The organism is Polynucleobacter brandtiae (genome assembly GCF_002797575.1).
In the GTDB taxonomy this organism is placed as follows: Bacteria; Pseudomonadota; Gammaproteobacteria; order Burkholderiales; family Burkholderiaceae; genus Polynucleobacter; species Polynucleobacter brandtiae.
In genome coordinates, this window is the sequence record NZ_PGTX01000002.1 from 76,098 (window position 1) to 94,184 (window position 18,087).

General features: G+C 43.4%; 23 protein-coding genes. 8 read left to right on the plus strand and 15 right to left on the minus strand.

All coding sequences use genetic code 11. From position 1 onward, the window contains the following. Positions 1 to 7: 7 nt before the first annotated feature. Positions 8 to 379 (plus strand): hypothetical protein, encoded by a 372-nt coding sequence (locus tag B0G85_RS04405; protein ID WP_100379257.1) that lies wholly within the window; start codon positions 8 to 10, stop codon positions 377 to 379. Positions 380 to 436: 57 nt separating this feature from the next. On the opposite strand, the gene B0G85_RS04410 is transcribed toward B0G85_RS04405, so the two are convergent. Then, complete coding sequence (locus B0G85_RS04410) at positions 437 to 913, minus strand: helix-turn-helix domain-containing protein (protein ID WP_100379258.1); 477 nt, start codon at positions 911 to 913, stop codon at positions 437 to 439. A gap of 344 nt (positions 914 to 1,257) precedes the next feature. Between B0G85_RS04410 and B0G85_RS04415 the strand changes: the two genes are divergently transcribed. The 3 genes from B0G85_RS04415 to B0G85_RS10370 all read left to right on the plus strand — a co-directional run bounded on the left by B0G85_RS04415 (position 1,258) and on the right by B0G85_RS10370 (position 3,762). Beyond that, a complete protein-coding gene (locus tag B0G85_RS04415; RefSeq protein WP_100379259.1) occupies positions 1,258 to 2,286 on the plus strand; it encodes a calcium:cation antiporter in 1,029 nt (342 codons plus the stop codon). A 279-nt stretch (positions 2,287 to 2,565) separates the two neighbouring features. Then, a complete protein-coding gene (locus tag B0G85_RS10365) occupies positions 2,566 to 3,024 on the plus strand; it encodes a Fic family protein (RefSeq protein WP_232725940.1) in 459 nt (152 codons plus the stop codon). A gap of 78 nt (positions 3,025 to 3,102) precedes the next feature. Then, complete coding sequence (locus B0G85_RS10370; RefSeq protein ID WP_232725941.1) at positions 3,103 to 3,762, plus strand: Fic family protein; 660 nt, start codon at positions 3,103 to 3,105, stop codon at positions 3,760 to 3,762. A gap of 236 nt (positions 3,763 to 3,998) precedes the next feature. On the opposite strand, the gene B0G85_RS04425 is transcribed toward B0G85_RS10370, so the two are convergent. Both B0G85_RS04425 and B0G85_RS04430 read right to left on the minus strand, forming a co-directional pair. Continuing rightward, entirely contained in the window at positions 3,999 to 4,247 is a 249-nt protein-coding gene (locus tag B0G85_RS04425; RefSeq protein ID WP_100379260.1) for a hypothetical protein, read from the minus strand. Positions 4,248 to 4,316: 69 nt separating this feature from the next. Next, positions 4,317 to 5,168 carry a DUF3108 domain-containing protein gene (locus B0G85_RS04430; RefSeq protein WP_100379261.1) on the minus strand — a complete coding sequence of 284 codons (852 nt, stop codon included), beginning with the start codon at positions 5,166 to 5,168 and terminating at the stop codon, positions 4,317 to 4,319. A gap of 51 nt (positions 5,169 to 5,219) precedes the next feature. On the opposite strand from B0G85_RS04430, the gene B0G85_RS10325 reads away from it, so the two are divergent. Together B0G85_RS10325 and B0G85_RS04440 are read left to right on the plus strand one after the other, a co-directional pair. Beyond that, positions 5,220 to 5,519 (plus strand): calcium:cation antiporter family protein, encoded by a 300-nt coding sequence (locus B0G85_RS10325; protein WP_198508727.1) that lies wholly within the window; start codon positions 5,220 to 5,222, stop codon positions 5,517 to 5,519. Between the two features lie 91 nt (positions 5,520 to 5,610). Further along, the gene (locus B0G85_RS04440; protein ID WP_100379262.1) at positions 5,611 to 6,708 is read left to right on the plus strand and encodes an MraY family glycosyltransferase; all 1,098 of its coding nucleotides are present in this window, start codon (positions 5,611 to 5,613) and stop codon (positions 6,706 to 6,708) included. 18 nt (positions 6,709 to 6,726) lie between these two features. On the opposite strand, the gene B0G85_RS10425 is transcribed toward B0G85_RS04440, so the two are convergent. The 5 genes from B0G85_RS10425 to B0G85_RS04460 form a co-directional block, all read right to left on the minus strand. Continuing rightward, positions 6,727 to 6,858, minus strand: coding sequence for a hypothetical protein (locus B0G85_RS10425; RefSeq protein WP_255408130.1), 132 nt, complete (start codon positions 6,856 to 6,858; stop codon positions 6,727 to 6,729). A 471-nt stretch (positions 6,859 to 7,329) separates the two neighbouring features. Further along, positions 7,330 to 7,653, minus strand: a complete 324-nt coding sequence (locus B0G85_RS04445; RefSeq protein ID WP_100379263.1) for a HigA family addiction module antitoxin — start codon at positions 7,651 to 7,653, stop codon at positions 7,330 to 7,332. A gap of 11 nt (positions 7,654 to 7,664) precedes the next feature. After that, positions 7,665 to 7,943, minus strand: a complete 279-nt coding sequence (locus B0G85_RS04450; protein WP_100379264.1) for a type II toxin-antitoxin system RelE/ParE family toxin — start codon at positions 7,941 to 7,943, stop codon at positions 7,665 to 7,667. Between the two features lie 138 nt (positions 7,944 to 8,081). Beyond that, positions 8,082 to 9,269, minus strand: a complete 1,188-nt coding sequence (locus B0G85_RS04455) for a hypothetical protein (protein ID WP_100379265.1) — start codon at positions 9,267 to 9,269, stop codon at positions 8,082 to 8,084. Positions 9,270 to 9,438: 169 nt separating this feature from the next. Continuing rightward, a complete protein-coding gene (locus B0G85_RS04460) occupies positions 9,439 to 10,821 on the minus strand; it encodes an O-antigen ligase family protein (RefSeq protein WP_157799283.1) in 1,383 nt (460 codons plus the stop codon). Positions 10,822 to 10,990: 169 nt separating this feature from the next. Between B0G85_RS04460 and B0G85_RS04465 the strand changes: the two genes are divergently transcribed. After that, entirely contained in the window at positions 10,991 to 11,836 is an 846-nt protein-coding gene (locus B0G85_RS04465) for a WavE lipopolysaccharide synthesis family protein (protein ID WP_100379267.1), read from the plus strand. A 75-nt stretch (positions 11,837 to 11,911) separates the two neighbouring features. Next, positions 11,912 to 13,843: an acyltransferase family protein gene (locus tag B0G85_RS04470; RefSeq protein ID WP_100379268.1), complete on the plus strand. Its 1,932-nt coding sequence runs from the start codon at positions 11,912 to 11,914 to the stop codon at positions 13,841 to 13,843. Between the two features lie 27 nt (positions 13,844 to 13,870). On the opposite strand, the gene B0G85_RS04475 is transcribed toward B0G85_RS04470, so the two are convergent. From B0G85_RS04475 to B0G85_RS04505, 7 genes are all read right to left on the minus strand, one after another. Beyond that, positions 13,871 to 14,410 carry a hypothetical protein gene (locus tag B0G85_RS04475; RefSeq protein WP_157799285.1) on the minus strand — a complete coding sequence of 180 codons (540 nt, stop codon included), beginning with the start codon at positions 14,408 to 14,410 and terminating at the stop codon, positions 13,871 to 13,873. 263 nt (positions 14,411 to 14,673) lie between these two features. After that, positions 14,674 to 15,396, minus strand: a complete 723-nt coding sequence (locus B0G85_RS04480) for a glycosyltransferase family 2 protein (protein WP_100379270.1) — start codon at positions 15,394 to 15,396, stop codon at positions 14,674 to 14,676. After that, a complete protein-coding gene (locus B0G85_RS04485) occupies positions 15,393 to 15,722 on the minus strand; it encodes a hypothetical protein (RefSeq protein ID WP_100379271.1) in 330 nt (109 codons plus the stop codon). The genes B0G85_RS04480 and B0G85_RS04485 overlap by 4 nt, the downstream gene beginning before the upstream one ends. A 19-nt stretch (positions 15,723 to 15,741) precedes the next feature. After that, entirely contained in the window at positions 15,742 to 16,470 is a 729-nt protein-coding gene (locus B0G85_RS04490; RefSeq protein WP_100379272.1) for a glycosyltransferase family 2 protein, read from the minus strand. Continuing rightward, a complete protein-coding gene (locus B0G85_RS04495; RefSeq protein WP_100379273.1) occupies positions 16,464 to 17,099 on the minus strand; it encodes an HAD family hydrolase in 636 nt (211 codons plus the stop codon). Before B0G85_RS04495 ends, B0G85_RS04490 begins: the two co-directional genes overlap by 7 nt. Next, positions 17,092 to 17,724: a PI-PLC domain-containing protein gene (locus B0G85_RS04500; RefSeq protein WP_100379274.1), complete on the minus strand. Its 633-nt coding sequence runs from the start codon at positions 17,722 to 17,724 to the stop codon at positions 17,092 to 17,094. The genes B0G85_RS04495 and B0G85_RS04500 overlap by 8 nt, the downstream gene beginning before the upstream one ends. 91 nt (positions 17,725 to 17,815) lie before the next feature. After that, a complete protein-coding gene (locus tag B0G85_RS04505) occupies positions 17,816 to 18,040 on the minus strand; it encodes a hypothetical protein (RefSeq protein ID WP_232725942.1) in 225 nt (74 codons plus the stop codon). Between the last annotated feature and the right edge of the window lie 47 nt (positions 18,041 to 18,087).

Sequence of the window (18,087 nt, forward strand, 5' to 3'; positions counted from 1 at the left end):
ATCCAGCATGAACGAGCAACTCAAGACCATTCTGAACAAGGCAAAACTCAACTTTGTGGTGTTAGCAGGCATCGTTGTCCTCGCATTGGTTGGAAAAATCACCAACCCTGAGTTTACGAACAGTGTTTTTCAGACTGCAGACCAATTAGTATCGGATCTGATTTTGCTGTTTGTTGCCATCACCCTGGGTGCTTTTATTCCGAACTTCAAGTTAGTGGTTCTTGGGGCTATCGCCTCTTTTATTGCAGCAGCAGTTGCAATACAGACAGGTGCCTTTGCCTACCTCACCATAGACTACTTATGTGCCGTACTTATTGTGGTACTCGGTTTTGCCTCAATTGCTAACTTGTATAGACACTATCGAGAATTTCAGCTCTAGAGTTCTTTACTTATCCTCGAGATAACCCCGCGGGTGATTTTTTGATGATGCCCGCGCTTAATCAAGCAAGTTCTCCATCGCCTTTTCGGTAATGAGTCTTTGCATTAAATCTCTTTCTGGATTATCTATTTGAGTTTTATCTAAAAAACGCTGGTTACGCTCGTAGATTCCTATAGCTTCTTCATCCGAAAGGAGCGCATCAATATCTAACTGCCAAGCTAAGGCCGTAAGTTGAGGATAGTCCCCAATGCGGATGTGTGAGCCCTCAATGCGTGCTTGATTTTTTGCTTGGGCGCCTTGAAGAGATTGCCCACTACCCTCAGCCACAATATCCAGATGAAGGCCGAGCACCTTGCAGACCTTTAGATAAGCCCCCAAGCTAACCGAAGTTTCACCCCTCTCGATTCGATGGAGGGTAATTCTAGAAATCCCGGCAGCCCCAGCAGTAGACTGTGCTCGCACACCCAAAGCCTTCCTTTGGGCAGTGATTTTTGCACCTAAATCTATTGGTTGACTTGGGGATAAATTGCTCATAATGTTTCTTATTATATACAAAATAGTATTTTTGTATACTTTGAGATACAAATATTCACTACCATCTATAAGTCACAGCACCATAATTCACGGTACCAAAATAGCCGCATGTCTGTGAGAGCCCTCAAATATGGACTCAAATTGAGGATCTCTTAAGTAAAGCCTCCGCTGTCAATTATTTTGAGTACGATGTCGATGATGGTAAGTCTTACGGCACCTTCATTAAATCATTCTCGTATAAGCTTAGGGCCTATCTCAACCAAGATGTATTTATGTCTCTTGCATGCTTCTTACATGCTTCTTATATGCCTCTTATGTACCCCTTACAGCCCCTTTAGATTCCCATGACCCTTTTAAATGAATTACTGAGCCAAGCATGGTTTATCAGCCTGATGGCAATCATGTTGATTGGCGCTGTCTTAGCAGCAGTCCATTACGCTGAAGTGATTGCCCACAAAACGGGTGAACCCTATGGAACACTAGTCCTCGCTATCAGCGTCACTATTATTGAAGTAGCGCTGATTGTCTCGATGATGCTAACCGGCCACGAAGGATCCGAATTCATTGCTCGGGATGCCATTTTTGCCACCGTCATGATCGTCATCAATGGGGTTATTGGCTTATGCATCTTTGTTGGTGGTCTCAAACATTATGAAATGACTTTCCGTAATGAAGGTACCAATTCTGCGTTAGCGGTGCTCACTGCTTTGGCGACCTTTATTTTAGTGTTACCGGTCTTTACCGTTAGTACAGCAGGTCCTGACTTTACCCAAAGTCAGTTGGCGTTTGTGGGTATTGCTGCGTTTGCTTTGTATGCCTCCTTTATCTTCTTTCAGACGGTCACGCATCGGGATTACTACCTCCCTCTGGCTAAAGAACAACTGAACGACAGCAGCATTCATGCAGATAAGCCCAGTAATTTGAAGACGGCTGTTAGTGGTGTATTGCTGCTCATCTCACTCATTGCCGTAGTGGGGCTTGCCAAGGCCTTAAGTCCAGCCATTGAGACAGGGGTTAATGCTGTGGGTGCTCCTAAAACGATTGTGGGTATTGCGATTGCCCTGTTGGTGCTGTTGCCTGAAGGCTATGCTGCCGTTAGAGCCGCTAGAGCCAATCGCTTGCAAAGTAGTTTGAACTTGGCCCTAGGCTCTGGCTTAGCGAGTATTGGCTTATCTATTCCGGTAGTGGCTGTAATTGCGATTTACTTTAAGCTACCCTTGAGTTTAGGTATCAGTAATTTAAACATGGTGCTGATGTATCTCTCACTGTGTATTGGAGCCCTGACCTTAGCGATTGGAAGAACTACCTTGCTACAAGGGCTGGTGCATCTGATTCTTTTCTTTGCTTATTTGTTTTTGAGTTTGGTGCCTTAGCGCAAGCTTGTCAGGAATGGGCTTGTAGACAGGCCGAAAACTCGATAGGCTTACTTTATTTGAAGCATCTTAAGCCTGCGGGGTAGGTGCTGAGGTAGGCACTGAGGTAAGCACTGAAACAAGCAATAAGAAAATCTGCACATTAACCAGCGATATAAGCTGTAACACTACCGGTAAAACAACCGGCAAAATATTTATTTTAATTTTTCCATAAACGATATAAGCTATTGTTTAATATGGTTTTATTTAATTACTAAACTAGTAAACATACCAGCAAAAATGTCAAAAAATAAAGCATTTCAATATACCAGTCCGCATCAATTTGAGCCCCTTCTACCCCAAAAGGAGCTTGGATTGTTTCGTGAGCGCGCTGATGCGGTAGCACAACAATCCATACAACTCAGTAGTGGAGCGCACCCCGTCAATATCGCCAGCCTAAGGGAGCTCGTGCGCTCCATGAATTCATACTACTCAAATCGTATTGAGGGTCAAAGTACCCATCCTACAAATATAGAAAGAGCGCTGCACCAAGACTTCTCACAAAAACCGGACATTGCCCAGCTGCAACGGATTGCTTTAGCCCATATTGATACTGAGCGTGAGCTAGAGAACGTGCTTATTCATCCTGAGCAATCTCCACTCAACTCAGCCACCCTATTAAAAGCACATGCTGCGCTATATGGTCGCTTAAGCCCATTGGATCGAATCACAAAAGATCATCGTATTGTTGAGCCTTGAATGATCCGTCAAGAGCAGGTAGTGGTTGGAAGGCATGAGCCACCTTTGTGATCAAGCATTCCGGACTTTTTTAGGGCAATGGATAGAATTTATACGAGGCCAGTACCTTTGGGTGAACAGTTGATCTATGCTGCCTGCCAGCATCACCGAGCAGCATGGGTCCATCCTTTTTTAGACGGCAATGGTCGCACAGTACGATTGCAAACACATCGCGCACTGTGGCCACTCAGTAAAGGCTTATGGTCTATGAACCGAGGCTTAGCCAGACACCGAGATACTTATTACGCTCAACTTACTGCGGCATACTCCCTTCGGCAAGGTGATTTAGATGGCCGCGGCAATCTCAGTGAGGCAACCTTACGCCAGTGGTGTAGTTGGTTTATTTCCATCGCAGAAGATCAGGTGGGGTTTATGGGCCAAATGCTTGATCTCCATCAAATGAAATCACGTATCACCGCACTTATTTCCTATCGATCCGAGATGGACAAGGCGATTCGCAGAGAAGCTATCTTGCCTTTGTACCATTTATTTCTGGCGGGGCCGATTACTCGGGGGGAATTCCAGCAAATGACTGGATTACAAGAAAGAACAGCTCAGTCCTTGCTATCGAATTTGATTAAATCGGGGTTAGTGACGAGTAAAAGTCATGTTGCCCCTGTGCAGCTTGCCTTCCCCTTAGATGCATTGCAGTTTTTATTGCCCAATCTGTATCCCGAAGCATCTACACAGTCGCAGTAAGAACTTAAGAGAGGAGGTAGGACATGGATCCTCAATCTGTCAAATCGACACCACATTTAGCGGTATATCTTACGTAGTCACTATGTTTAGTAAGCCCTCATTCTTACTGCTATTACATGCCTAACCATATGCAGTCTAGATTGCAAATAACGAGGTAGGACCTATCGATGTTTATGGCCCGATCTTGCGGCACCACAGATTTATAGTGCGAAATTGAGGAAAGCAACTTTTGGGTATTAACGCGTGCAGGCTTTTGAGAGAAACAAGATGATCTGACGGGCAAGGGGTTCCCAAGAGAAGGGGTCTGGCACGCCAGTTTCTTTATTAGAGCCTGCAACACTAACTGAATTGGATACAGCATCAGATACAGCAGTGCTCACTATATTTTGAGGTGTCGGCGAGCATAGCTGATCAATAAATATCTTAATCATTACAAATAGTAAAAGCAGCACACCAATTAAAACGATGATCTTTTTACTATTCATCACGCTTGCTCCTCAGATGACCACCGCAATGGCAAGGGTACATCTCCATAAAAATACTTAAGAATATCTCTAAAGCTTGGGCATCTTTTTTAGATCTAGCTTAATAGTGGCGCCATACTGATCACTCAGACCAATCACTGATCGCAATGGTATGTGGTCTTTTTCAGAAAACCAGATTTCAAAGGTGGCATTGTCATCCTTAGACGTGGTCTTGTAATACCGTACTGCCTTTATTTTTCCGCCATCAAAAGGAAAGTCCCAAGGCTCGCCACGTACTAAGGTGTAATTTTTAATGGAGCGGCCATCCGTAACAGGCAGAACTACTGACTTCATAGGCAGTTCACGGCCTATAAATTGATAGCCTACAGTCAGCATATCCAGTAAACGACCAGTGTAGGGTGCTGTACCCACTGGTGGTGTACGTGAAGAGACTTTATAAAAATTCACGATGTTCTTGGGAGCTTCTACCTTAGCCAGGAGTAAATCCGTATTACCGCGCTTCTCTTGATAGGTATTAGTCAACATACCTGTGGCACTCATTGACCCTACTGAATCTCGAATCAAGTTCTGACCCCCTAATGCAGTAGACATCCCTGCTAATAAGGTTCCTTTTGAGCTAATGTGATACTTAGTGCTATCCATCTTGACTTGATCAACCACGGTAGCAACCGCCATAGAGCCACTCACGATCTTATAGACGGATTCATAAGGACTGGGTTCTTCTTTAGTACGAGCCAAATAAGCAGAACGCTTAGATGCATCCACGGTGACTTTGAGGTCGTATTCAAATTGGGTATTAATAGCAGTCGAGGGTGTCTGAGCCCCTATTGCACTGGAAAGTGCGCCCAAGGCTAGGAGGCCAAAAAGACTCCTAAAAAGGAAGTTGCCGGCGGTACTCAGATTGAATAGATGCATATTCATTTGTGACCTTAAAGAGCGATTCTGAATTAATATTCATTATAAGTAATTTAAGTGTTATTTAGCCATAAAACCGGTGAGGCTTACGGAACCCTGGTGCTTTCGATTAGTGTCACCATCATTGAAGTAGCGCTGATTATTTCCCTGATGCTGACGGGTCATGAAAGATCGGAGTTTATTGCTCGGGATGCTGTATTTGCGACCGTCATGATTGTGATTAACCAAGCCATTGGGATCTGTATCTTTATGGTTGCCTTAAGCATCATGGCTTTTCTTGCTAGTGCTTCCCTATCGCAAGGGATGATGAACTTGATTATCCTCTTTGTGAGCTTATTTTTAAGTTTGGTGCCTTAAAGAGAAAACTGGGTTAACGGAGTTTGGCACGCATGAGCCATAGGGTATTCATGAGGAAGGAATGACGTGATTATAATCTATAATAAAAATTATGATCAGTTTGCTTACTGCCTTCTTTGCCTCCTTTATAGCCACACTGCTGGTTATTCGTTTTAAGAATTTACATCAACATATCTCTGGGGATTCCGATTTATCCGGGCCTCAAAAGTTTCATCTAGTGTCAGTACCCCGCATCGGGGGTATCAGCATTGCCTTGGGAATATTTATCGCGATTACCTTGCGTGCCTATTCTGCTTCTACAGAGGTTAACCCAGTCATCTCACTAGAAATCGTGCTTTTCATTTGCGCTATCCCCGTGTTTACCATTGGTCTTGCTGAAGATCTCACGAAAAAAATCTCGGTCAGAATGCGCCTACTCTTTACTGCATTTGGGGCCCTCTTGGTGACGCAACTGTTAAATGCCTTGATTACCCACTTGGATATTCCGGTGGTTGATTATTTACTGTCATTTTCTGTAGTGAGCACTCTTTTCACTATTTTTGCTATTACCGGACTGGCCAATGCTTACAACATCATTGATGGCTTTAATGGCCTATCAAGTATGGTTGCCATGATTACCTTGATTGCACTAGGTTACATGGGGCATACCTTGGCTGATATCACCATCATGACCCTATCCTTTATGATGGCGAGCGCTATTTTGGGATTCTTTATCTGGAACTATCCCCGCGGTTTGATATTTTTAGGAGATGGCGGTGCATACCTCATTGGCTTTTGGATTGCTGCAATTTCTGTTTTACTGATTGCTCGCCACCCCAATATCTCACCTTGGTTTGCTCTGCTGATTAATGCTTATCCCATTTTCGAAACGCTCTTTACGATCTATCGCAGAAAGATGCACCAAGGAAAAAGTCCAGGGCAGCCAGATGGCATTCATTTTCATACTTTGATTTTTAGACGTATTCTGAATCCCTCGCATATTGCTACGCGGCGGGACTGGTTTGATGCTAACGCCAAAACATCACCCTATTTATGGACCCTCACAGGGCTTGCGATTGTTCCGGCGATTTTATGGTGGCAATCTACCCCCATTTTGGTCGCTTGCTGCGTTCTATTTGCAGTCACCTATATTTGGCTCTATCGCCAGATCGTTTGTTTTAGAACGCCGAAATGGATGCGTCTATATTAAAAGAAAAGAGCAAGTCTTTCATTTAATGATCTTGAGCACACTCAAGATTTGCCAAACTAAAATGATTACTACCAAACTGGCGACAATGAGAAAACTCATCTCAATCCGAAATAACTTCACACGCTTGTGAACATATTCAATCGATGGCATCTTATCACCTTTTAATGAATTAAAAAGCCAGGCTAAATGGTTTGGAGTTCAAAAGCGATAGGTAGGATCAGATTTGAATGTGTGAAGTTTCTGACGTGGAAATATTGTGGATGCTAATGCTTCGTCTCGGGCCTGCATTTAATGCAGGTATAAAATCTTAAACTCTCCTGGGGACTTTTTTAATATTTTTATGTGTATAGCCATACCTCGCCCAGTACTCTTTATCCGAGTACTCAGCGACTACCAGAGCTGTATAGACTGCCAACAAAGATGCTCTGAGAAAATTTACATCAACCTATTTTTCAGCAAGCTTTAGCTCCTCAGTCTCCCATGGAGCAATCATTCCAAATCTTAAAATCAAGTCTTATCTAGCATCTGATATGAGAAGCAATACCGTCCCGCCATAGGATTCATAACCCTTGCTTCATTTCTCACCTAAATCGCATATCTGGTCTTGTAACTTATGGGGCATTAGGTTGCTGCCAGCAAAGGCTTCATCGCCATTGGGGCCATAGCTGGATTACTCTTAAACTTCTGCTCAACTTCCCATAAATCAACTGCTTCTTGCATATGCAACCAGCTCTCGGGCGTTCCACCAATTACCTTGGAGAGTCTTACAGCCATCTCGGCACTGATACCTCTTTTTTCGTGGAGTATTTCTGAAACAGTTAAACGACTCACGCCTAAATAGTTAGCAAAAATCGCCTGGGTAATACCAAGCTCAGGCAAGACATCCTCGCGCAAAATAGCACCTGGATGAGTGGGTCTACGGCTTGGGTTTCTCAAGCTTCTCATTATTTTCTTCACTAGTGATAATCCTCCAAGTCTACTTCGATAGCACTATCGCCATCAAATTGAAAAGTTATTCGCCAATTTCCGGATGCAGTAACCGAATAAACGCCTCTTCGCTTTCCTTTTAATTCATGAAACTTCAATCCCGGTAAATCCATATCTTCGGGCATGATCGCTGAATCTAAACGATCTAATATTCGCTCGATTCTGGCACCAAACTGTGCAGGAATAGCCTTGTAGCTACCCTTGATAAAAAAGCTCTCTAGCCCTTTATGACGAAACGATACGATCATGCAATTCCTTTTTTATCATTGTAATGTACTTAATTACAATGTCAAGGTATTCATTACATTATGACTCTGTCTCGATACTGCCCGATATCAGTCTCATAACCAGACTGGTGCTTTTGCTTAATCCAAGGCACGGAACCCTCATTTAATACTCCTACTTTTGACATTAAGCCATACCCGTTGGCCCAGGAGCGCCAAAAGCATCAGAAAGAATGCGGCCGCTAGTCCTCCAGCCGCCGCCTTAATCATGCCGCGTTTTTTGGCGGTAGGACTGGTATTGCTCTCTAGGCTCTTGGTAAACCGGGTTTGGATAGTAAGCAGCTGGCTACGCAAGCCCTGTAAGACCTCCAAGGCATTATCATCCCCAGCCCCCACTTTGTTCAGTACCGACTCCTGCAAATCGAGCAACTGTTTGGCGAGCACCAACCCATCCTGACTTTGATCCATCAGGGGTAATGCCTGTTCCAAAAATCTATTGAGGACACTGATTTGGGAGAGCCGTTTTTTGGTGCGCTCGAGAGACTCCTTAGAGGCATTGATATCACTATTAACCGCCACGATCTGAGTGGAAATAGGAAGGTACTTGGCACCGGAGTCTTTGGCTTCGACCACCTGTTGGTTCGCTGTCCCACTTTGGGGGAATCGGGTGCGCAGCTGATCTAAATTCTTCGCTCGCTCACTTAGGTACTGCAACTCAATTTGGGTGGTCGTAATTCGCTTATTGAGCTCAGCTACTTGGGCCACCGAGTCGCTCTCGTAACCGTTTATGAGCCCTTTGAGCTGAAGATAGGCTGAACCGGTACGTAAAAAATTGGCTACAAACTTGACCGCCTCGATAGCCTCGGCTTTAGTAGCGCCACTAGCATCGATGGTTAGACTAAGGATCGTGGTAGCGGCGCCATCCAAATCTTTGCCAATGGCGGCTAGGTCCTTAGTATCCGCCTTAGAGAGCGCATAGGTGGGAATCACATTTTTTTGCCACCATGCCTCATCGCTCATCGCTAGATATTGCGCAAGATTAGCGCCGCTCAATCCATCATCCTCGACCGCTTGGGATGCCAAATTAGGAAGGCTTTTTTGCACCGTACGCCAGGACACGATATCCAAGGCATAGTTGTTGTTGTTGTTGTTGTTCAGCAGCACCAGCTGCGCGCTGTAGCCGACCAAGAAAAACCAACACGCCAGGCCCAAAACCAATCCGAATACCGCTGCAGTCACAAGCTTTTTCCAGGCGCCCTGAGTGAAATCGACGATATCCAGGAGGGAGATTTCTGACTCTTGAGGCCTAAGCTCCTCTTTAGTTTGAGATTGGGATTGGATCTGATTCATTTATTTGGTGACTTATTTGTTTAAAAACCATTTACCCTGAAATTCTTAATGGCATCAAGTTAACCTAGTTAACAATATCACAATTAATTAAAACTTTTATAAGAACTAAATCACTCATACTTATTAAAACTAAAAGCTTAAACTTAGGTCGTCGGGCAAATATGATCCCTCAACCATCAAGAGGTCGCTGATCAGCTCTAACTAGTCCCCAAAACTGCAGTCCTGATAAAAGTGCAACCCAGAAAAAGAGGGATTCTAGGCCGTGCTGACCAATAAGCTCAGCAACCGTATATAGAAGCAATAAAGCTACGCTAAGCATTACCCCCTCCCGGGCAAATGGGGAAGACGCCCCCCATGATCTTTTGAAAAGCAGCAAGATCGACCCAATCAACAGCGCTAATCCCGGCACTCCCAGTGAGAGACCTAGGTCTAACCAAGCGCTGTGCGAAGCGGCTGCAAAATTAGGGTTAGCCGCTATTTGCGGGTAGCGCTTTTCTAAAGATCGACCTAGTGAACGGTGCAAGACACCATTCCCGAGGGGTTCCTCGTAAATCAGTCGCAGAGCCGCGGTTGCCCATGCCACTCGCTCATAGGTGTTAATAGTGACTTGCCTACCCGATGGCGTTTTTGGGTAACCCATTAAAGAAGGGTTTTGCCAGTTGGGATAGCGGTCGATTTGTATTGCAATCTGCGCATCCTCCAAGGAGTTGTTCCAGCCCTGATTTAATTGCGTTTGGCGGTACGAAAAATAGAGAGTCAACCCCACAAGAAGGCCCATGAAAAGGATTAAAAGCCCTTTGCTTGTCAGGCCTTGCTGCTTTACCAGCGCAGGCAAGAAACTGGTTACGCAGGCAAAGACCAGCAAAATCACGGCTAGCCCAATGCCGTTACGAGTATCAAAGAGGAAAACATAAGCAAACAGCACGGCTGATATTACTAAGAAGCTGATCATAAGAGTGGCATAGCGATGCTTTGGAGACAACTTGCCCACTAGGACATTTCCGATACCAGCTAGCAGCCCCGCTATGAGAAGAGTGCCCACCATCACTACGTTATGCTTTCCAAAAAAAATGTAGTTAAAGTAGTCTGGCTGAAAAAGAACCCCGCTACTCCAAAAACGTGGCAGGTATTGCGAGTACAGCACCACAAATCCCGCGAATAAGCCAAGCCAAAGCCATTTGATTGATGACGGGCACCGAGTAATGGCTAGCCCGGTCGCGAACCCCATGATGGCGGCCAAAAGGCAGCGCAGCCATGTGCTGGTCAGCTCTTGGTATTGCACGATGGGGGCTTGGCTAAGCCATAGGTAATGGGCGAGTACCCAAACCAATACAGCCCCCAACATTGCAGGGGCTAGATAGGTTTTAAGGGGATAGGTTCGTGCTGAAGCCTGAAAGAAGACAAAGCCATAAAAGAGCCCCAGGATGGCGCCAACACCTAGCAGGGAATTTCTCAGAGCAATCGTATGCTGCATTGCCCAGATGCAGACCAACACTGAGCTTAGCACTATCAGCGCCCATTGCAGGGGTCGGTACGCTGTTTGATTGGACATTACTTTTTCACGCCGGTTATTTAGCATCATTACAGGCAGTTTATAGGATGCTCAAAAGAGGTTCGACTTAAAATACTCCTATGGCAGCCAAAGACCTTATCAAACCATGAAAATTGCTTGTGTAATCCAGGGTGACATCCGCCGAGGATCTGATTTGGTTCTTAGGGAGATGTCCAAGCACTTTGAACTGACGATCTTATCGACTTGGGAAGACGAGAAATCCATCCCTAGCGGTCAATTTATAACGATAAAAAGCGCAAAACCAGCAATCGCGGGATTTAGTAGCCGTAACTATCAGCGTAAATCAACTGCACGGGGCATTGAAATGGCTCGCCATGCAGGGTGCGACTACATCCTCAAATGGCGCACAGATATGCTCGCTACCCAGTTAGATGTAGAGCAACTGCTAGCCTGGTCAGACTATCAGCCTCCTAAAGATGCAAAATCACGCCTGGTTATGCCTGCCTTTCGGAACATCTCCATTAATCCCGATTATTTATCGACTATTCCCGACCTATTTGCATTTGGGCACATTGATGAGATGGAACGACTTTGGGGGGAGGAGGGCTTTGATTACTCGCATCAATACAATGTTCCCCCTGAGTTTACAAAGCCTCTGCATGAGCTAGCGCAGGGGGACGATCTGCGAGATTTTTATTGCGCTGAAGCTGAGCTCTATGCAATCTACCAATCCCGAGTACGAAATCAGCTGGGCCTTGACCTAAGGCATAAAGTACTTGCCGAGAAACGACTCCGCTTAATTGACTATCGTAAGCTGGGAATTTTGTGGTTCGGACCCAAGGCTGGGTTTAGAAGTATTGGCCAAGCATGGGAGCACCCATGGTGGACAGAAACAAACTGGATGAAACAAAATGCAACTGTTCATTCTTACGGCCGACCAATTGGAGGCATCAAGGGTCGCATCAGAAGAAAGATTTCAAAAATGAAAATAAAAGCGGAACTCAAGTTGCAAAATCAACTATGGCTAAAAAATTATTCCGCTACGGTGATTTGATCTCCGATAGATAACCAATGAAGCAGCCTGTCACTTTGCCATAATGGCCACAATTGACTTTATCCCCACCAAAAAATGACCTTACCCTTACACCCGAAATACCGGCCCGATATCGATGGGCTAAGGGCTATAGCGGTTCTTTCGGTTGTTATTTTTCATGGATTCCCGCATTTACTTCCAGGGGGTTTCATCGGGGTAGATATCTTTTTTGTTATTTCTGGATACCTCATTTCCACTATTATTTTTCAAAATATCCAAAATCATACTTTTAGCTTTGCAGATTTTTATACCCGCAGAATTCGTCGCATTTTTCCAGCACTCATTGTTGTTCTAATTTTTTGTCATGCCCTCGGCTGGTTTTTATTGGTGCCCAGCGAGTATCAACAGCTAGGTAAACATATCGCGGGAGGATCTAGCTTTTTATCTAACCTATTGCTTTGGCGTGAGAGCGGCTATTTTGATGCTAGCGCAGAATCCAAGCCACTGCTCCATTTATGGAGCCTAGGTATCGAAGAGCAGTTCTATATTGTTTGGCCACTCATACTACTGCTTGCTTATAAGGCTCGACTGCATTTAATTCAGGTGGTTGTTTGGATGTTAGGTGCATCCTTTATCGTTAATCTCTTGTTAACCAGCAGCGATCCAATTTCTGCTTTCTATTTACCTTTGAGCCGATTCTGGGAGTTGTTGATAGGTGCAGTTATCGCCCATACAAGCATCCATCACAAAGAATTTATATCCCGACTTCCATTATCTAGAGGAGTGATTTCAACCCTAGGGCTAGTGCTCATCTTCGTTAGCATGGCAGTGATTAATAAAGGGAGCCTGTTTCCGGGATGGTGGGCACTGCTACCGACTCTGGGTGCTGCATTTATCATCGTTGGTGGGCCCCAAGCTTGGATTAACCAAAAATTACTCGCACACCCACTGCTTGTTTGGTTTGGTTTAATTAGCTTTCCGCTGTACCTCTGGCATTGGCCTATCTTTACGTTTTACAGACTGTACTCGTTTCATGAAGTTAGCGCTATCGCCTATGTTCTTTTGATTGCCCTATCCATCTTGTTAGCCTGGTGTACTTTTTATTTCATTGAACGTCAGTTTCGTCATGACAAAAATCCGTGGAAATTATCAAGCTTAATGATTGGATTAATTGCAATAGGCTTCATCGGCTGGAATTGCTATGACCGAGAGGGGATGCCTTTTAGAGCGATTGCCCAAGAAAAGTTCAATTTTAAAATTGAGCATGCTTACGGTCAAACCCACTGCTTTAGCCTCCTAAATCAGGCAGACCGAATTATTTGTGATAAATCAGTAATGCAGAGTGGCCCGAATAAACCCATTTTTTTATGGGGCGACTCTCATGCTGCCCATTTAAATGCCGGCTTACTTGCACAGCTAAAAGAAAAGAGCATTGCACTGTATGACGGCTCATTACCCGCATGCCCGCCAATTCTTCATTTTCTCCCCCGCCAAGAGCGTTCGGATGCAACGCAAGCAAACGAAAATTGCGAACAAAATAATCTGCGCACTTTTAAAGAAATCAAAACTTACAAGCCAAGCACGGTCATTCTTGCCGCAGATTGGCTGCAATACGATGGCGTGAACCAATTTAACCTGCTGACAATGCGAAAAATTGAAGAGACGATTCTGTCGCTAAGGGCTCTTGGGGTAAACAACATCATTCTGATAGGCAATTTTCCTATTTTTTACATTGATCAACCTAGGTTAGCCTCTGCCTTATTTGAGTCGAACCTTAAAAACAGAACATTCCAACGCTTCAATACAGAATCACTAGAGATTAATAAAAAGTTGAAAGATTTTGCACAAGAAAGCAACATTACTTTTGTATCGCCAACCGACATTCTTTGCAACAGCGAGGGATGCCTGCTTTCTACTTCGAAAAAAACCCTGATCCCTATAGGGCTAGATACCAGTCACCTGTCAAAAGAGGGGTCCATCTTTTTTATTAATCAAGCCCTATTAGATAATTTAATTCGTTTTCAATAAGCCTCAATCCGTAGGATAGAAATTACACTAACGAAACAACCCCGTACCATCTAATTGAACTTTAAATTTTTCATAGGTTTTCACGTCATAGTGATATGGAAAGTTTTTTAGCTCTTCCGAAACATGTTCTGGCCATGCAATTTCGACCTCATTAATCTGTATGGGGGTTAAATTTTTCACGCTTTTAGAGATTTTTTGAATTACCTCCACTATCCCATGATGGCGATCGATGTAAAGCTGCCTTTTCTCTAAGGCGATCGGAAAATGCAAGAATAAAATTGGCACCAGCCCCCAGCGGGCCTCGAAAGCATTGAAAAGTGCCAGATACTGTTTTTCCAAACTTTCTACTGGCAATAATCCATGACATTTAAATTGAGATTCAAATTCAGTTGTATGGCTAACATCGCCATATGCGCAAGCAAATAACCACTGATCACGCCTACTCTCAAAAAGTTGATCTGTTAACTCAGAAAATGAATCCATCAAAATAAATTTTGGCGATTTTTTGGGGAGGCAGTCAAAAAATTCAAGCTGTTTTATTAAAGGCAGAACATCTTCTCGACACATTAATCTGCGCAGAGAGACCGCTTTAGGCTTTAATCTAGGATCTCTTAATAGGTTCAACAATAAGTCAACTCGACCTTTTTGAAGGTTGACTTCTTTTGGCGTGCCCGATATCAATTTAAGAACGTCGTAACCTAAGCACGCATGTCTACCTAAAAACCACTCACGGCGAGTGTAACGCCAGCGTAATTTATGTTTGAACGCTAACTTTAGTGGCTCTAACTTCTTAGAAAAATACCCCATCGTATGACACCATTAGTAATACGTTAAATTAAACGCAGGTAAGCATTCAAGTCCTCTGGGGTACCAATGCCGTGCATAGCGCTTTGCTCAATATTAAATATACCGATCTTTTTTTGTTCTGCAATAAGATAGTTATAAACAGGGCAAATATAAAATTCGTTATTAGTTCGATCATTTTCAATCACCATCTGAACAATGTTATCTACCATTTCCCCAGCTTTTTTAAAGTAATAGATCCCAACCGTTGCATATTCAGAAATAGGTTTTTTCTCTCGCACTTCAGATACGAGATCATTAGAATTGAGTTTTGCAAAAGACCATTTTGGATTCTTCTCAGGATCAACGAATGTTAAGATCGATCCATCTAGATCTCGAACCCTAATGTCTTCTAAATATTGCTCAAAACAGTTATCAATAATTTGATCAGAATTTGCGATGATTACAGGAGAGTCGAGCTCAAGATAATTGCGAGCATAAAGTACCGTGCAGGCCGTACCCTCTGTTAGCTTATCTATCGGGACAAAAACCACGTCAAACTCTGCTTCAATTCTAGCAATTGCGTTGGCATTGTTGACTATGTGCTCTGCGCGTGCCAATAAGATAAAACGGGCGTTGGGATGAGACAAGTTCTCCATCACCCGAACAATCATAGGCTTTCCAGCAACATCAATGAAGGGCTTTGGATCGCTGTAGCCAGCAGAGGCAAAACGGGAGCCTAGGCCAGCCATCGGAATCACAATATTCATATTGCATCGCCTAAATATTTATCGTTTTGGGCTCCAGGAAACTTGACTACGGTAGTAACAGAATCCTCTAAAACCTCAAAATCAGTCGACTCGCCCGGCTCAATCAAAATAATATCGCCGGCCTTATACATAATATCGTTCATCTTGACCATACCCGAAACAATGACTGTGACTTCACTTGCAAGCTTATGATGATGCCGATCCTCTTTATCCCCTTTTTTGTAATACTTAACAGCAACCTCAACGTCTTGCGTAGGGATAATTGTTGGAGCGAAGTCACCAACGAACCAACCCTTAGTCATATCGGATAGCGAAAACTTTTTCAATGGTGGCCTCTAATGAGATTTATAGACTTTTTTCATATTCTTCAATTTTTTGAGGAGTATAAAAACTGTGATACTGAGAAGTTGGTATAGCAACGGCGTGAATGGACTTATTTTTTAGAATTAGCTCATTAAACGTAGGCGCAATAAAAAATGAATCTGATGCAGAGCAGGATTTACGAATCATTTCCTGAGCTGCTGCAACAAAGCAAGCGCCATGTTTAAAGTAGTAAAACCCTGCAATGGCATTTCGGCTTAGCGGCCTTTTTTCTGCCGTCTCCATCACAGAGCTAGATTCATCCAGTAAGACAAAAGACCAGCGTGGATGCGTCGAATCAAATACAAGACATCCTGCATCTGCATTTTTATGATTAATCGTGGCCAGCGTAATATTGAGGTCGCAGTCAAATATTTGATCAAAATTTGCAATCAATAAAGACTCATCGTTATTGATAATATCGATCGCCATTAGTGCGCTACATGCAGCCCCTTGTGTCTCTCGATCCAGAATGATGACCTCACAATTGCTTCCGGCCAGTAGGCGTAAAGTATCGGCTAAATGAAATTGTAGGGCATCATTCTTTTTTATGATGAAGATGAATCGTTTTTCTTGTTCGATCTGCTGTAGATTTTCTATGGCTAACTGAACCATTGGTTTATCCTGAATTTCAATTAACATTTTTGGATAGAAATATTCAACGGGGTCGAAAAATTTAGAGCCTCCACTCAGTGGCATCAAGATATTCAACATGCTGCACTTTCAATTTTTTTGATAAAGTTGGCGATGTTCAGGTAGTTAACATCCGTCACTTGGTGTATTTGCATCACATGAGCTCCAGCATCTGTTGCAGCTTTGATGCCATTCACATTGTCCTCAAGCACCAAGCATTCGGATGGTGAAATACCGAAACGTTCAATAGCTTTAGTATAAATTTCAGGGTCTGGCTTTGACTTTCCAACATCTTGATTTGACAAATAAAAATCAAACAAATTGATGATTCCTGCTTTTGTCAGCATTGAGGTGATCGTATCCCTTACCGAGTTAGAGCAAACGGCTAATTTATAGCCATTGGTTTTGAGTTTTGCTAATGCATATTCGTGACAAAACGTAGGTCTACATTTTGCCAATGTAATATCGAGCGTAAATATCTGTTTTAACTCATTGATAAAAGGGTGAAGTTGCTTAGGTAGATTTGAATACGAACTCAGAATCTCCAACTTCTTTAATGTGGGTAAACCATCATAAGTAACTAAGTGGTCATGCCTGGAGATCTCATGACCAAAAATTCTCAAAGCCTGATTAAGCGCCTCATAATGCCAATCACGAGCATCAATCAGTACGCCGTCCATGTCAAATACGATGCATTTAATTTTATTCATTGAAAAATTCTTGAGCCTGAAGGGGTAAATCGGTGCACAGCAATAACTGATTTTGTGGGGTGTTGATATTTTTGATCCAGTTCCATGTATCAAGATGATGATCTCTTCCATGAAGCTCAGGTGAAACTATGGCAATTGGATTTTGACTAAAAAGATTTAACTCTACGCCCTTATCTCTATACCAATCGCCCTTAAATGCATCTAACCAAACTCCAGAAGCCCTGCCTCCATAGTCATGATATGACTCATACTCACTAACCCGTACATATGTAGTTAATTGCATATTTAAGTATCCCAGCATATCTGGCACAGCCATATCAAAGAGGAAATACCGTTTTTCCGACCAATCTTGCAAATGGGCACTCAGCAACTTTTGCAGTCCATCTGATTTCACATTCAAGGCATGTGGCACATCAACCGGGAAGGTATCACATAGTTCAAAAAAGGTCTTTGCTGAAACGGCATTTTGATCAGGGATGTCATGGCTAACCACTAATTGACCACCATAGTCTCGAAAATCCGTTTCGATGCCGAAGCCGTGTTTTAATGCTCGCTCAAAAGAAGCTAGAGTATTTTTTTCGGCTGGGTGATCCCACATTCCGCGGTGAGCAATGATCTTTAGCATGCAGGGAGGTCTTATTTTTTATTCGGTTTATTAATGATAGTAGGGTTATTGCTGATGATAATGCGTATCTCCACCAGATTCTCTTGGAAATTTATATTGCGGCATTAATGCCTCTCCCGTATAAAAATATTTTCTTGAAGTCATTACTGCTATAAATGCCTTTCATATCGCCGTTTAAGATAAAGCGCTCAGGAATTCTCGCTCCCAACTGGTCGTCAGTTTTAATATCGAAATTCTTCACTGAGGATAACTCAGACTTTTGATCCGCCCCGGTCTTTACCGAAAATAAATTTTCGGCATGCTTTAAGCTATTCATTGTGGAAATAACTTGCCTATTTATGATGGATTTATAACCAATGGGGT

Coding starts and splice junctions, on each gene's coding strand:
- B0G85_RS04490 (WP_100379272.1), bottom strand. CDS start 16,470: ATGTTGAATATCTTGATGCCACTGAGTGGAGGCTCTAAATTTTTCGAC.
- B0G85_RS04430 (WP_100379261.1), bottom strand. CDS start 5,168: ATGAATATGCATCTATTCAATCTGAGTACCGCCGGCAACTTCCTTTTT.
- B0G85_RS04445 (WP_100379263.1), bottom strand. CDS start 7,653: ATGAGAAGCTTGAGAAACCCAAGCCGTAGACCCACTCATCCAGGTGCT.
- B0G85_RS04475 (WP_157799285.1), bottom strand. CDS start 14,410: ATGTGTCGAGAAGATGTTCTGCCTTTAATAAAACAGCTTGAATTTTTT.
- B0G85_RS04460 (WP_157799283.1), bottom strand. CDS start 10,821: ATGTCCAATCAAACAGCGTACCGACCCCTGCAATGGGCGCTGATAGTG.
- B0G85_RS04455 (WP_100379265.1), bottom strand. CDS start 9,269: ATGAATCAGATCCAATCCCAATCTCAAACTAAAGAGGAGCTTAGGCCT.
- B0G85_RS04450 (WP_100379264.1), bottom strand. CDS start 7,943: ATGATCGTATCGTTTCGTCATAAAGGGCTAGAGAGCTTTTTTATCAAG.
- B0G85_RS04425 (WP_100379260.1), bottom strand. CDS start 4,247: ATGAATAGTAAAAAGATCATCGTTTTAATTGGTGTGCTGCTTTTACTA.
- B0G85_RS04505 (WP_232725942.1), bottom strand. CDS start 18,040: ATGAATAGCTTAAAGCATGCCGAAAATTTATTTTCGGTAAAGACCGGG.
- B0G85_RS10425 (WP_255408130.1), bottom strand. CDS start 6,858: ATGCCATCGATTGAATATGTTCACAAGCGTGTGAAGTTATTTCGGATT.
- B0G85_RS10365 (WP_232725940.1), top strand. CDS start 2,566: ATGTCAAAAAATAAAGCATTTCAATATACCAGTCCGCATCAATTTGAG.
- B0G85_RS04495 (WP_100379273.1), bottom strand. CDS start 17,099: ATGAATAAAATTAAATGCATCGTATTTGACATGGACGGCGTACTGATT.
- B0G85_RS04440 (WP_100379262.1), top strand. CDS start 5,611: ATGATCAGTTTGCTTACTGCCTTCTTTGCCTCCTTTATAGCCACACTG.
- B0G85_RS04410 (WP_100379258.1), bottom strand. CDS start 913: ATGAGCAATTTATCCCCAAGTCAACCAATAGATTTAGGTGCAAAAATC.
- B0G85_RS04500 (WP_100379274.1), bottom strand. CDS start 17,724: ATGCTAAAGATCATTGCTCACCGCGGAATGTGGGATCACCCAGCCGAA.
- B0G85_RS04405 (WP_100379257.1), top strand. CDS start 8: ATGAACGAGCAACTCAAGACCATTCTGAACAAGGCAAAACTCAACTTT.
- B0G85_RS04415 (WP_100379259.1), top strand. CDS start 1,258: ATGACCCTTTTAAATGAATTACTGAGCCAAGCATGGTTTATCAGCCTG.
- B0G85_RS04465 (WP_100379267.1), top strand. CDS start 10,991: ATGTCCAAGCACTTTGAACTGACGATCTTATCGACTTGGGAAGACGAG.
- B0G85_RS04480 (WP_100379270.1), bottom strand. CDS start 15,396: ATGAATATTGTGATTCCGATGGCTGGCCTAGGCTCCCGTTTTGCCTCT.
- B0G85_RS10370 (WP_232725941.1), top strand. CDS start 3,103: ATGGATAGAATTTATACGAGGCCAGTACCTTTGGGTGAACAGTTGATC.
- B0G85_RS04470 (WP_100379268.1), top strand. CDS start 11,912: ATGACCTTACCCTTACACCCGAAATACCGGCCCGATATCGATGGGCTA.